We start from the raw sequence: 13,245 nt of genomic DNA, 5'->3' as shown, positions 1-13,245 counted from the left end.
GTTGTGCGATGGTAGAGATGGATATCCACGTCCCGCGCCAGTGCGCGGGACGTTCACGGTTTTTAGTATTCGGGGAATCACATGAAGTTACTCGTCGTCGGTTCCGGCGGTCGCGAACATGCGCTCGCATGGAAGCTCGCGCAGTCGCAGCGCGTGCAGCTCGTCTATGTCGCGCCGGGCAACGGCGGCACCGCGCAGGACGACCGCCTGCGCAACATCGACATCACCGATCCGAACGCACTCGCCGACTTCGTCGAGAAGGAACAGATCGCGTTCACGCTGGTGGGCCCGGAACAGCCGCTCGCAGCGGGCATCGTCAACATCTTCCGCGCGCGCGGCCTGAAGATCTTCGGCCCGTCCAGGGAAGCGGCGCAGCTCGAAAGCTCGAAGGACTTCGCGAAGGCGTTCATGAAGCGCCACGCAATTCCGACGGCCGAGTACGAGACCTTCTCCGACGTGGCGGCCGCGCATGCGTACATCGACGCGAAGGGCGCACCCATCGTCATCAAGGCCGATGGCCTTGCAGCCGGCAAGGGCGTGGTCGTCGCGCTGACGCTCGACGAGGCACACCACGCCGTCGACATGATGCTGTCGGACAACAAGCTCGGCGACGCGGGCGCGCGCGTCGTGATCGAAGAGTTCCTGGCGGGCGAAGAAGCGAGCTTCATCGTGATGGTGGACGGCAAGAACGTGCTGGCGCTGGCCTCGAGCCAGGACCACAAGCGTCTGCTGGACGGCGATCAGGGCCCGAACACGGGCGGCATGGGCGCCTACTCGCCCGCGCCCATCGTCACGCCGCAACTCCACGCACGCGTGATGCGTGAAATCATCCTGCCGACGGTGCGCGGCATGGAGAAAGAAGGCATCCGCTTCACGGGCTTCCTGTACGCCGGCCTGATGATCGACGCGCAAGGCAACCCGAAGACGCTCGAATTCAACTGCCGGATGGGCGACCCGGAAACACAGCCGATCATGGCGCGCCTGAAGGGTGACTTCTCGAAGGTCGTCGAGCAGGCGATCGCGGGCACCCTGGACACGGTGGAACTGGAATGGGACCGCCGCACCGCGCTGGGCGTGGTGCTCGCCGCGCACGATTATCCGGAAGCGCCGCGCAAGGGCGATTTCATCAGCGGCATTCCGGCGGAGACGGCGGACGCGGTGACGTTCCATGCAGGCACGACGCTCACGGACGGCAAGCTGACGACCTCGGGCGGACGCGTGCTGTGCGTCGTCGGGCTGGCGGATTCCGTGCGCAGCGCGCAGTCGGTCGCTTACGAGGCGATCAACCATATTTCGTTCGACGGCATGCAGTATCGCCGCGACATCGGTTATCGCGCGGCCAACCGCAAGCACGGCTAAACCGGCCATTTTCCGCGCCGAAGCGCGTTCCGGCGCGGCGTCCGGGGCACCCTGCCCGGACCCGCGAAACAGCCCTCCGGGGCCATATGGCCGCGCCGGCGCTACACTTGGGTCTGTCGGCCGATTTCTGCCGCGAGGGGTGCGCCCCGGCTGAACAGCGCCGGCAACCGCCCGACCATGTGCCGCGAACGGCGCATAGCGCCCAATCCGTCCCATTGAATCCCGACCGCGCCAGCGTATTCCGGCTGCCGCGCCCCACATATCATGATCGACTCGATTCACGACGCTCACGATACCCAGACCGTCCGCTCCTGGATGCAAGGCTTGCAGACGCGGATCGCCGACGCGCTCGGTGCGTTCGACGGCACACCGCTCGCCACCGACAGCTGGCAGCGCGCGCCCGGCGAGAAACTGCGCGGCGGCGGCTGCACGCGCATTCTGGAAGACGGCGCGTTTTTCGAACGCGCGGGCATCGGCTTCTCGGATGTCCAAGGCGATGCACTGCCCGGCTCGGCGAGCGCACTGCGTCCGCAACTGGCAGGGCGCGGCTTCGAAGCGATGGGCGTGTCGCTCGTGTTGCATCCGCGCAACCCGTACTGTCCGACCGTTCACATGAATGTGCGCCTCCTGGTCGCGACGAAAGCGGGCGAAGCGCCCGTGTTCTGGTTCGGCGGCGGCATGGATCTGACGCCCTACTACGGGTTCGAGGAAGACGCGCAGCATTTCCACCGGGTCTGCCGCGACGCGCTGCAACCGTACGGCGACGACCTCTACCCGCGCTTCAAGCGCTGGTGCGACGACTACTTCTTCCTGAAGCATCGTAACGAGCCGCGCGGCATCGGCGGGATTTTCTTCGACGATTTCTCGGAGCCGGGCTTCGACAAATCGTTCGCGATGGTCAAGAGCGTTGGCGATGCGTTCCTGAATGCGTATCTGCCCGTCATCGAGAAGCGCCGCAACATGCCGTACGGCGAGGCCCAGCGCGACTTCCAGGCGTACCGGCGCGGCCGTTACGTCGAATTCAACCTCGTGTTCGACCGTGGCACACTGTTCGGGCTGCAAAGCGGGGGACGTACGGAATCGATTCTGATGTCGATGCCGCCCGTCGTGAACTGGCGCTACAACTGGCAGCCCCAGCCGGGCACGCCGGAAGCGCGCCTCTACAGCGACTTTCTCGTGCAGCGCGAGTGGGTCTGACGCGCTCCGCCGCGCCGCCCCCTCTCCAACCGACAGGCAAAGGAACCGCAACTGAATCCGACCGCTCAAACCGTCGCGCTGAAACGCACATTGCGCCGCATCGGCATACTCGGCGGCACGTTCGATCCCATCCACGACGGCCACCTCGCGCTCGCACGGCGTTTCGCCGGTGCGCTCGATCTGACCGAACTCGTGCTGATGCCGGCCGGTCAGCCGTGGCAGAAAGCGGATGTGTCGGCGGCCGGGCACCGGCTCGCCATGACCCGCGCGGCCGCCGCGTCGCTGACGCTGCCGGGTGTGACGGTCAGTGTCGCCACGGATGAAATCGAGCACGACGGCCCGACTTACACGGTCGATACGTTGCGGCGCTGGCGCGAACGCGAAGGAAAAGACGCGTCGATCTCGCTGCTGATCGGCGCGGACCAGCTGGTGCGGCTCGACACCTGGCGCGACTGGCAGCAGTTGTTCGACTACGCGCATATCGCAGCGGCGACGCGCCCGGGCTTCGACGTATCGGACGTGCCGCCCGCCGTCGCAGCGGCAATCGCGCAACGCGCGGCTGACGCCGCCACGCTGCAGGCGACCCCGGCCGGGCATTTGCTGATCGATACGTCGCTGGCGTTCGACGTATCGGCCACCGACATTCGCGCGCACCTGCGCGCGTCGCTCGAAAACGCAGCAGCGGCCGGCGACGGCCAATCTGCACAGAATCATGTCCCCACGGCAGTGTGGGACTATATTGTTCAACATCATCTGTACCATCGGTAATCATGGATATACGCAAGCTTCAACGTGCCATCGTCGACGGACTCGAAGACGTCAAGGCGCAAGACATCCGGGTGTTCAACACCAGCCACCTCACCGAACTGTTCGACCGCGTGATCGTCGCGAGCGGCACGTCGAACCGCCAGACCAAGGCGCTCGCGTCCAGCGTGCGCGAGAAGGTCAAGGAAGCGGGCGGCGACATCATCAGCACGGAAGGCGAAGACATCGGCGAATGGGTGCTGGTGGATTGCGGCGATGCCGTCGTGCACATCCTGCAACCCGCGCTGCGCCAGTACTACAACCTCGAAGAGATCTGGGGCGACAAGCCGGTGCGCGTGAAACTGTCGACACCGAACCCCTTCGGAGGCGCGCGTCCGTCCGAGCCGCTCGACGACGAAGACGAGGAAGACGAAGCCCCCGTTGCGCGTCCGGCTCGCAAGGCACCCGCTCGCCGCCGTTCGTGAGCACGCCGCTGTTCGAGCCACGGTTTGTGCTCGCCGTCGTGCGCGGCACTGAATCCGCGCGAGGTCGCCAATGAAACTGCATATCCTTGCGGTCGGCCACAAGATGCCGGACTGGATCGCTACGGGCTTCGATGAATACGCGAAGCGCATGCCGCCCGAACTGCGCATCGAACTGCGTGAAATCAAACCGGAGCAGCGCTCGTCGGGCCGTTCCGCTGAAAGCGTGATGGCGTCCGAGCGGCAGAAGATCGAAGCGGCGCTGCCGAAGAATGCCCGCATCGTTGCGCTCGACGAACGCGGCAAAGACTGGACGACGATGCAGCTCGCGAACGCTCTGCCGACCTGGCAACAGGACGGACGCGACGTCGCGTTTCTGATCGGTGGCGCCGACGGGCTGGATCCCGACCTGAAAGCGCGCGCCGACATGTTGCTGCGCGTGTCGAGTCTCACGCTGCCACACGCGATGGTCCGCGTACTGCTTGCCGAACAGTTGTATCGCGCGTGGACCATCACGCAGAATCATCCGTATCATCGGGTCTGACCTCCGTCTGAACATACGGATATCTTCAGATTCCGCGTCCCTGCGCACAACCTGGCCGGACGGCCAGGGTGCGCGCCGCCCTCCCTGTCTGTTACGCTCAACACCTGTTATCGGCGTCGCGCTGCGAGGCCGCGCCGTTCTTCTTCGCTGGTGACCGATCCATGTCCATTCAGAGTGCCGCTTTTCCGTTCGTCCATCTCGCATCGCAGAGCCCGCGCCGTCAGGAACTGCTGACGCAACTGGGCGTACGCTTCGAACTGCTGCTGCCGCGTCCCGATGAAGACGCAGAAGCGCTCGAAGCCGAGTTGCCGGGCGAGCGAGCGCACGACTACGTGATGCGCGTGTGCGTCGCGAAGGCGCATGCGGCGCGCGCGCGGCTCGTTGCGGGAGGTCATGCGAATGCGCCCATTCTGGTTGCCGATACAACCGTCACGATCGACGATGCGATACTCGGCAAGCCGATCGATACCGACGATGCCGTGGCGATGCTCTCGCGCCTCATCGGCCGCGATCATGAAGTGCTGACGGCCGTGGCCGTCGTCGATGCGCAAGGCGAATTGCTGGCGCCCGCGCTCTCCGTGTCGCGGGTCCGTTTTGCTGCAGTGCAAAGCGACGCGCTACGCCGCTACGCAGCAAGCGGCGAGCCGCTCGGCAAGGCAGGCGCGTATGGCATTCAGGGGCGCGCCGCGGAGTTCATCGAGCATATCGACGGGTCCTATTCAGGTATCATGGGTTTGCCATTGTTTGAAACCGCTGCCCTTCTACGTGCGGCGCGCATCGACTTCTAGAACAACACCATGAACGAAGAAATCCTGATTAACGTTACGCCACAGGAGACGCGCGTAGCGTTGGTCCAGCAGGGCGCAGTGCAGGAGCTTCACGTCGAACGCACGCTGTCGCGCGGGCGGGTCGGCAATGTCTATCTCGGCAAGGTTGTGCGTGTGCTGCCGGGCATGCAGTCCGCGTTCATCGACATCGGTCTGGAACGTGCCGCGTTTCTGCACGTCGCCGATATCTGGCATCCGCGGCTCGCGGGTGAACCGCAGCAACAGGTGCCGCATCAGCCCATCGAGAAGATCGTTTTCGAAGGGCAAACCTTGATGGTTCAGGTCGTCAAGGATCCGATCGGCACCAAAGGCGCGCGGCTCTCCACACAGGTGAGCATCGCCGGGCGCACGCTCGTCTATCTGCCGCAGGAACCGCATATCGGCATCTCGCAGAAGATCGAAAGCGAAGCGGAGCGCGAAGCCGTGCGAGCGCGGCTCACGTCGGTGCTGCCCGTCGACGAGAAGGGCGGCTATATCGTGCGCACCATCGCCGAAGACGCGACGAGCGAGGAGCTGGCCGCCGACGTCGCGTATCTCCGCAAGACGTGGGCGACGATACTCTCGCAGGGGCAGCGCATGCCGCCCACCAGCCTGCTCTATCAGGATCTGAATCTCGCGCAGCGCGTGCTGCGCGACTTCGTCAACGACGAAACCACGCGCATTCAGGTGGATTCTCGCGAGACGTTTCAGATGCTCACGGAGTTCGCGGCCGAGTTCACACCCGCTGTTTCGTCGAAGCTGCATCACTACACGGGCGAGCGCCCCCTCTTCGATCTGTACAACATCGAGACCGAAATCCAGCGTGCGCTATCGCGGCGTGTCGATCTGAAGTCGGGCGGCTATCTGGTGATCGACCAGACGGAAGCGATGACGACCATCGACGTCAATACGGGCGGCTATGTCGGCGCGCGCAATTTCGACGATACGATCTTCAAGACCAACCTCGAAGCGGCGCATACGATCGCGCGGCAATTGCGGCTGCGCAATCTGGGCGGCGTGATCATCATCGACTTCATCGACATGGAGAACACCGAGCATCGCGATCAGGTGCTTGGAGAACTGAAGAAGGCGCTCGCGCGCGACCGCACGCGTGTGACGGTCAACGGGTTCTCGCAGTTGGGTCTCGTCGAGATGACCAGAAAGCGTACGCGCGAATCGCTCGCGCATGTGCTGTGCGAGCCTTGTCCCGTGTGCCAGGGCAAAGGGCAGGTGAAAACGGCACGCACCGTTTGCTATGACGTGCTGCGTGAAATTCTGCGGGAGTCGCGTCAGTTCAATCCGCGCGAGTTTCGCGTGGTCGCTTCGCAGCAGGTGATCGATCTGTTCCTGGAGGAAGAATCCCAGCATCTGGCGATGCTGATCGACTTCATCGGCAAGCCGGTGTCATTGCAGGTCGAGTCGAATCTTAGTCAGGAGCAGTACGATATTGTCCTGATGTAACCGCGCCGTCCATCAAAGCCAACCCGTCGGGCACATCGCTTGCTTGGTCGCAATCGACACCGCACGCGGGAGGCGACATGCGCTCCGAACAATACGACTACAACGACGATCAGACACCCCTGCCGAGCCCTTGCTACGACGGGCTTTGCAGTCCGTCCGCTCACGAGAAAAACACCCAGCGAAAACGCACGGCGGCGGGCATGCTGACCTTCGGCATCGCCTGGTTGTTCGGCCTGGAAGCGCTGCTTTCCGACGACGAAAACTGACCTGCCGATGCGCCGCGCATCGATGTGCGATACGAAATTTCAATCGCTTCCGTGTAGAGGTTACAGCGATCGATCGCGAGCGGCGTCAATGGGAAAACCGAAACGGGTTTGACCGGCGCCTGGCGCCTGGCGCCTGGCGCCTCACAGGCGAGGCAGCCGATCCCGCGCCCTCTTCCGGCAAATCAACTAGACTTTCCGTATGCAGTTGCAATAGACGGAGGCTGTCATGGCTGAGTCAATGGTTGGTATCGTGGTCGGCATCGTCGTGCTGGCGGTGATCGTGACGCTGCTGTCGCATCAGTTGCGGCGCGAGCATCACTATCGCGACGGGATGCCGGGTCGCCTCGACGGGCATCGCTGGTGGGAACGCCTGCGGCACCGTCACTGAGCCGCCCCGTACCCATCCATCCCCAATCCCTATCCACTCGCGCCGCTCGCCGCGGCGCACGACACCGGCAAGCGTCGGCCCCGCCCGTCACCCTCAGGCCGCACGACGCGCCGTACGGAGGCGATCATGAGCGACGAAGCCGTAACCCTGAGCTGGCAACAAGTCGACTATGAAGGCTTCGAGATTCACGTCGCGCCGTCGCTGAAAGACGGCACGGCGCGCTACACCTATATCGGCTACGTCTGTCATCCCGGCGCGAACCCGAAACTGCCGGGTCACACGGTCCCATTTCACGCCGACGGCGAGGAGTCTTTCAAAACACTCGACGATGCCAGCGACGAAGCCGTGCACATCGGCAAGAGCATCATCGAGGGCACACATCCCGATCTGTCGGTGCTGTCGCTGGTGACGAGCGGGGTTTGACAAAGCTCGAAACGTCCGGGCCGACGCTTAGCGAGCCACACGCTCTTCCGCTTTCGACGGCGTGCCTTTGCGACAACTCAGGAAGATACCGACGAGGAAAATAAACAGATTGCCTTCGGTAAAGTTGAGCAACAGCGAATTCGCAAAACAGCCGATCGCAAAGGCGAACAGATAAGCAAAGACGATCGTGCGCGCCGGCTCGCGCAACTCGAGCGCGGACCGTCCGATCTGCACGAGAAAGAACACAAACAGCGCGATACCGAGTGCGCCCAGCTGAATCCCCATCAGCAGGAATTCGTTGTGCGGATTGCCCGCCGTCGCGGCGGCCGCGCCCGTGGCGTTGCGCGCGTAGGCATCGAACTCTTCCTGCACGGTGCCCACGCCATGACCGATGAGAGGACGCTCGCCTATCAGTTCAAGGCTGCGCCGGTAGAACACGATGCGCACGCCCATCGATGTGTTCTTGTTCGACGTCTCGTACGCGCTGATTTCGTCATTCGTTTCAGCGAGCCGCGAGCCGTGAGAATGCAGCGCCGCGTAGACGAGGCTACCCGCGACGGCCACCAGCACGACGCCACTGCCCCATCGCACCCACGGCTTCATACCGCGCAGCGACACGAAGTACGTCACGACGTAGATCACAATGAAGAGCATCGCGATGATCTGCCCCGTGCGCCCTTGCATCATCAACAGCACATTGACGATCGCGAGCAGCGCGACGACATAGAGCACGGCCTTCACGGCACGCGAACGCGCATGCTTCGCGAAGTTCAGCGCAAGGTAGAACAGCAGCGCCGTCATGATCCCTGCGGCGATGTGATCCTTGAACACCCACGCGCGGCGGATGGGATCGGTATCCGAATGCCACGGGCCAATCGAAGTCCAGCCAACGTAATTCGAACACGACAGCAGCAACGCAAAGGTCAGCGCGCCGAACAATGCCCACTTCGCGACGGTCGTCCAGGCCGTCGTACGGCAATCGCGGAACGTCAGCATCAGCAGCGGCAGATAAATCAGCTTGCGGTACTTCATCAGGAAGTCGAGCGCATGCCCGCGATCCGCGCTCGTCCACGCGAGGCTCAGCGCCAACGCAGCGGCGAGCAGCAACGCGGCGACGCTGACACGGTCCGTGAAAATCGCACGCCAGTTGCGCCAAACCTCTGGCGACAGCAACGCGCACGCTGCAAACAGCGACGCCGCGATGTTGACGCCTGCAGTGGACAACGGAACGGCAAACAGCGCGACGAGCGCGAAAGTTCGCGCAAGGATCAACGGATACGAATCTTTTCTGGCGTGTTGCATGTGTGCTTCAACTCTCAATGACGAAGTGCGCTCGCGTAGCTGTGGACCGTCAGCTCGCTGCGTCAGTGGCACACGCGTCGTTCAGCCGGTGCCTTTTGTCGATCTTGCCTGCTTGATCCTGCCCGCTCTCTTGCCATTCGCGCCGGCGGCACGAGTTGCGCCGTCGCCATCATCTCACGGCGTGCGTACGATTTGGTTGCGCCCCGGCCAGACTCGCAAGCAATGGTAAGGCCCGGCAATTCATCGCGTCGCGTCGCGTAGATAGAACGCCGTGCGCGCGTCGAGCGCCTCGCGCGAATATAGCTGCTCGACCGTTTTGCGCGCGGCCGCGCCGATCTGCGCGCGCAACGCCGGTTGCTCGATCAACTGATCGAGTATCGCCAGCGCCTCTTCGGATGTATCGAACAGATAGCCGTTCTCGCCGTGCCGCACGACATCCATGTAGCCGCCATGACGGTGACACACGACGGGCAAACCGCACGCCATTGCCTCGAGCACCACGCGGCCGAACGTTTCGACGTGTTCGCCCGTGCGGTAGTAAAAGATATCGAGTTCGTGCAGGAAGTCCGGCGCGGACATCGCACCTTCGGGCAAAAGCCGGATCGAATCGTCTTGCGGCAACGCGCCCGTCAGGGTCGTCGCGCCTTGCAACAGCAGCTTGCAACCGCGCGCGGCGAGTGTCTTGTAGACGGCGATGTCGTCGGGATGATGCTTGTCGGACGTATCGCGGCTCAAGCGGCCGACGACGGGTCGCGCATGCGCTTCATGCGCGCGCGGCGCAAAGCGGCTGATGTCGATCGGCGAAGGCTGGATCTCGCCCTTCACGCCAAGCAGCCGCGACTGGAACGCGGAGATCAGCACGTACTCGGCCGCGGGCCAGCGCAACAGCGGCTGCGGCGTCGACGTGAGCGCGAGCAGTTTCGGATGAAATGTGTTGAACACGTACACGAGCCGTTCGGGACGGCCCGCGAAATACGGCCACAGACGGTTGCGCCAGTGCGCGCCGACGAACACATAAGTGCCGCCGCGCGGCACGCTCGCCTTGTGCGGCGCGACGCGGCGAATCGGATACGCCGCCGACAGTTCCTCGGAGGTCCGCGACGACGTGCTCCATAGCTGCACGTCGCTCTTGCCGCGCAGCAGCTCGTACAGGCGCAGCGCCTCCTGCTCGCTGCCGCCGTTCGGATTGTGAAACCCGTTGAAGATGTGAATCATGCCTTCTGTCTGAATAGTCACCGGCTGCATCGGACGACTCGCAGCGGCGGGCGCACCCGCATGCGGCGCTGGGCCGCGCGGGCGTTCTCTCTATAGGATGCTCACGCAGAGGTTCTCATGCCGCGTGCTGCTGGAACTGGATGCGATGCAGATGCGCATACAGGCCATTCTGTGCCAGCAGTTCGCGATGGCTGCCGCGTTCGACGATGCGCCCCGCGTCGAGCACGAGGATGCGGTCCGCACGCTCGATGGTCGACAGACGATGCGCGATCACCAGCGTCGTACGGCCCTTCATCAGCGTTTCGAGCGCGGCCTGCACGTGGCGCTCGGATTCGGAATCGAGCGCGGAAGTGGCTTCGTCGAGAATCAGAATGGGCGCGTCCTTGTAGACCGCGCGCGCAATGGCGAGACGCTGGCGCTGTCCGCCCGACAGCATCATGCCGTTGTCGCCGATCAGCGTTTCGATGCCGTTCGGCATCGCGGCCACGGTGTCCCACAGATTGGCCGCGCGCAGCGCCGCGTTCACGCGCTCCGGATCTGCCGTCTTGCCGTAAGCGACATTGTTCGCGATCGTGTCGTTGAACAGCACGACGTCCTGGCTCACCATCGCGATCTGGCTGCGCAGCTCGTGGATGCCGTAGTCGGGCAGCGCAACACCGTCGACGAGAATCTTGCCGCCGCTCGGATCGAAGAATCGCGGCAGCAGGTTCACGAGCGTCGTCTTGCCGCTGCCCGAGGGCCCAGCCAGCGCGACCATCTCACCCGGCGCGACCTTGAACGACACGGTGTCCAGCGTCTGCCGCTGCATCGGACCGCTTGCGCCGTACATGAACGACACGTCGCGGAACTCGACCTCGCCGGTCGACCGTTCCAGCTTGCGGCCGCCGCCCGGCGGTTCCGACGGCTCGTCGATCAGCCCGAAGATCAGCTCGGCCGCCGTCATCCCGCGCTGCAAGGGCTGGTTCACGTCCATCAGATGCTTGAGCGGCGAAATGATCAGCAGCATCGACGTGACGAACGCGACGAAGCCGCCGACCGTCGTCTGGTCGTGCGACGACTGCACGACCGCGATCGTGATGACGACGGCCAGCGCGATCGACGCGAGGAACTGCGTGAGCGGTTGCGCGAGGCCGCCCGACACCGTCATGCGCATCGAGTAGCCGCGCAGCCGCTTGCTCATCTCCGTGAAACGGTCGATCTCGTACTGCTCGCCGTTATGCACCTTGACGACCTTGTAGCCGCCCACCGTCTCCTCGACGATGTACGAGAGTTCGTTGGTGAGGTTCTGATGCTCGCGGTTCAGGCGCCGCAGCCGGCGGTTGATCTTGCCGACCAGCCAGCCGATGCCCGGCAGCAGCACCGCGACGATCAGCGTCAGGCGCCAGTTCAGATAGAACAGGTAGCCGAGCAGGAACACGACCGTCAGCGAGTCGCGCACGAGCGTGACCATCACGCCCGTCAGCGTGTTCAGGATCTGGTTCACCTCGAAGACGATCGCGTTGATGACCGTGCTCGCCGTTTCGCGCTGAAAGAAGCCGACGCTGCTGTGAATCATCCGGTTGAACATGGTGAGCCGCAGTTCCAGCAGGATGCGGTTCGACACATAGGACAGCAGGTAGCCCGACGCATACTGCGCGACACCGCGCACGAACGCGAGACCGATCACGGCGAGCGGCACGTACCACTTCGCACTGTCGCTGCCGTGCGCGCCGAAGCCGTGGTCGAGCAGCGGCTTGAGCAGCGCGGGGATCCCCGCCTCGGTGGCGGCAACGACGCCCATCGTCAAAATGCCGGCTAAAACGGTCCAGATGAGCGGTTTGACATACGGCCACAGACGCCGCAGGACCACGATGGTCGACGTTGCTTCACCGGAGCCGATGGGCTTGCTTAACGTTGGCTTGGCGCTCAAGAGTTCCTCTGGGAATGCGGGCGTGCTTCACGACACCCGTGGACCGCCCCTCGGGCGGATTGCAAATGCGACATTGTAAACCGTCCGGCATGTCATCCCGGCGCGGCTAAATGATTGGAAATCCACGCGTTTGCGGATTTCTTCGGCACGGCGCAGGCGCGCCTGTCCATGGATGCCCCGCTCGAGCCCAATCTGGGCCGTTTGACAGCCCTCCGCGGCTTTACGTGGGCATGCACCCGCTATGTATATACTTGCGCAACTTTCGTTGGGCGACGGCCACGGCAGCAGGCTGCGTGGACCGGACGCCCGCCCTGCCCGTCTCTCCCGGCATCGATTCGCATGACACAACCCACACTCGGCGTCGCCATCATCACGAAGAATGCGGCGCTCAGACTCGATGAATGCCTGCGCGCCGTCGCGTTCGCCGACGAGATCGTCGTCGTCGACAGCGGCAGCACGGATGGCACCGTCGAGATCGCCCGTTCGCACGGCGCGCGCGTGCTCTCGCATACCGACTGGCCGGGCTTCGGCCCGCAAAAGAACCGCGCACTGGATGCGCTCGGCACGACCTGGGTGCTGTCGATCGATGCGGACGAGATCGTCACGCCGGAACTGGCTGTGTCGATTGCCGGCGCGCTCGCCACACCGGCCGCCGACGTCTATGCCGTCGACCGTCTGTCGGCGTTCTGCGGACACTGGGTGCGCCACAGCGGCTGGTATCCGGACTGGATTCCGCGCCTGTTCAAACGCGGCACCGCGCGCTTCTCCGACGACCTCGTGCACGAACGGCTCATGTTCGAGTCGCCCGCGAAGCGTCTGGAAGGCAAATTGATGCACCACTCGTACGAAGACTTCGAGACGGTGCTGCGCAAGCTCGACGCGTATTCGACGGCAGGTGCGCAGCAGCGCCACGCGGCCGGCCAGCGCGGGAGCTTCGGCAAGGCCGTCGCGCGCGGCGTCTGGGCGTTCGTGCGGACGTACCTGCTGCGCCGCGGGTTTCTCGACGGCCGCGCGGGCTTCATGATCGCGATGTTCAATGCGGAAACCGTGTACTACCGGTTCATGAAGCTCGCACAACTGGGCCGCGAGGACGGTTAACCGCGCCGAATGCCGCCGGCACGCTCACTACGCGCGCGGCGTCACACGCGG

Annotated in this window: 14 protein-coding genes; 11 read left to right on the top strand and 3 right to left on the bottom strand. The window is 64.0% G+C overall.

Translation table 11 applies throughout. From position 1 onward, the window contains the following. The first annotated feature begins 81 nt into the window (after nucleotides 1–81). The 10 genes from purD to G3N95_RS33945 all read left to right on the top strand — a co-directional run bounded on the left by purD (nucleotide 82) and on the right by G3N95_RS33945 (nucleotide 7,670). On the top strand, nucleotides 82–1,359 hold the full coding sequence (gene purD / locus G3N95_RS33990; RefSeq protein ID WP_205974471.1) for a phosphoribosylamine--glycine ligase: 1,278 nt from the start codon (nucleotides 82–84) through the stop codon (nucleotides 1,357–1,359). A gap of 264 nt (nucleotides 1,360–1,623) precedes the next feature. Beyond that, on the top strand, nucleotides 1,624–2,556 hold the full coding sequence (hemF, locus tag G3N95_RS33985) for an oxygen-dependent coproporphyrinogen oxidase (RefSeq protein ID WP_205974470.1): 933 nt from the start codon (nucleotides 1,624–1,626) through the stop codon (nucleotides 2,554–2,556). Between the two features lie 51 nt (nucleotides 2,557–2,607). Beyond that, nucleotides 2,608–3,324 carry a nicotinate-nucleotide adenylyltransferase gene (locus G3N95_RS33980; RefSeq protein ID WP_205974505.1) on the top strand — a complete coding sequence of 239 codons (717 nt, stop codon included), beginning with the start codon at nucleotides 2,608–2,610 and terminating at the stop codon, nucleotides 3,322–3,324. Between the two features lie 2 nt (nucleotides 3,325–3,326). Then, nucleotides 3,327–3,785 (top strand): ribosome silencing factor, encoded by a 459-nt coding sequence (rsfS, locus tag G3N95_RS33975; RefSeq protein WP_205974469.1) that lies wholly within the window; start codon nucleotides 3,327–3,329, stop codon nucleotides 3,783–3,785. A gap of 70 nt (nucleotides 3,786–3,855) precedes the next feature. Continuing rightward, a complete protein-coding gene (rlmH, locus tag G3N95_RS33970; RefSeq protein WP_205974468.1) occupies nucleotides 3,856–4,326 on the top strand; it encodes a 23S rRNA (pseudouridine(1915)-N(3))-methyltransferase RlmH in 471 nt (156 codons plus the stop codon). Nucleotides 4,327–4,487: 161 nt separating this feature from the next. Beyond that, a complete protein-coding gene (locus G3N95_RS33965; RefSeq protein ID WP_205974467.1) occupies nucleotides 4,488–5,114 on the top strand; it encodes a Maf family protein in 627 nt (208 codons plus the stop codon). A gap of 9 nt (nucleotides 5,115–5,123) precedes the next feature. After that, on the top strand, nucleotides 5,124–6,593 hold the full coding sequence (gene rng / locus G3N95_RS33960) for a ribonuclease G (RefSeq protein WP_205974466.1): 1,470 nt from the start codon (nucleotides 5,124–5,126) through the stop codon (nucleotides 6,591–6,593). A gap of 77 nt (nucleotides 6,594–6,670) precedes the next feature. Then, nucleotides 6,671–6,859: a hypothetical protein gene (locus G3N95_RS33955; protein ID WP_205974465.1), complete on the top strand. Its 189-nt coding sequence runs from the start codon at nucleotides 6,671–6,673 to the stop codon at nucleotides 6,857–6,859. Between the two features lie 226 nt (nucleotides 6,860–7,085). Continuing rightward, entirely contained in the window at nucleotides 7,086–7,247 is a 162-nt protein-coding gene (locus tag G3N95_RS33950) for a hypothetical protein (protein ID WP_205974464.1), read from the top strand. 126 nt (nucleotides 7,248–7,373) lie between these two features. Continuing rightward, nucleotides 7,374–7,670 (top strand): hypothetical protein, encoded by a 297-nt coding sequence (locus G3N95_RS33945; RefSeq protein ID WP_205974463.1) that lies wholly within the window; start codon nucleotides 7,374–7,376, stop codon nucleotides 7,668–7,670. A 27-nt stretch (nucleotides 7,671–7,697) separates the two neighbouring features. Here the strand turns inward: G3N95_RS33945 and G3N95_RS33940 are convergent, their stop codons facing one another. The 3 genes from G3N95_RS33940 to msbA all read right to left on the bottom strand — a co-directional run bounded on the left by G3N95_RS33940 (nucleotide 7,698) and on the right by msbA (nucleotide 12,096). Next, nucleotides 7,698–8,972: an O-antigen ligase family protein gene (locus G3N95_RS33940; protein ID WP_205974462.1), complete on the bottom strand. Its 1,275-nt coding sequence runs from the start codon at nucleotides 8,970–8,972 to the stop codon at nucleotides 7,698–7,700. 240 nt (nucleotides 8,973–9,212) lie between these two features. Continuing rightward, nucleotides 9,213–10,217: a glycosyltransferase family 4 protein gene (locus tag G3N95_RS33935; RefSeq protein WP_241019107.1), complete on the bottom strand. Its 1,005-nt coding sequence runs from the start codon at nucleotides 10,215–10,217 to the stop codon at nucleotides 9,213–9,215. 85 nt (nucleotides 10,218–10,302) lie between these two features. Continuing rightward, nucleotides 10,303–12,096 (bottom strand): lipid A export permease/ATP-binding protein MsbA, encoded by a 1,794-nt coding sequence (gene msbA, locus G3N95_RS33930; protein ID WP_205974461.1) that lies wholly within the window; start codon nucleotides 12,094–12,096, stop codon nucleotides 10,303–10,305. A 339-nt stretch (nucleotides 12,097–12,435) separates the two neighbouring features. On the opposite strand from msbA, the gene G3N95_RS33925 reads away from it, so the two are divergent. Continuing rightward, nucleotides 12,436–13,194, top strand: coding sequence for a glycosyltransferase family 2 protein (locus tag G3N95_RS33925; RefSeq protein WP_205974460.1), 759 nt, complete (start codon nucleotides 12,436–12,438; stop codon nucleotides 13,192–13,194). The last annotated feature ends 51 nt before the right edge of the window (nucleotides 13,195–13,245 follow it).

Origin of the sequence: Paraburkholderia sp. Tr-20389 (assembly GCF_017104565.1) — a bacterium.
Taxonomy (GTDB): domain Bacteria; phylum Pseudomonadota; class Gammaproteobacteria; order Burkholderiales; family Burkholderiaceae; genus Paraburkholderia.
Note: the sequence above shows the minus strand (reverse complement) of the source record. Positions and strands in the feature narration are given on the sequence as shown.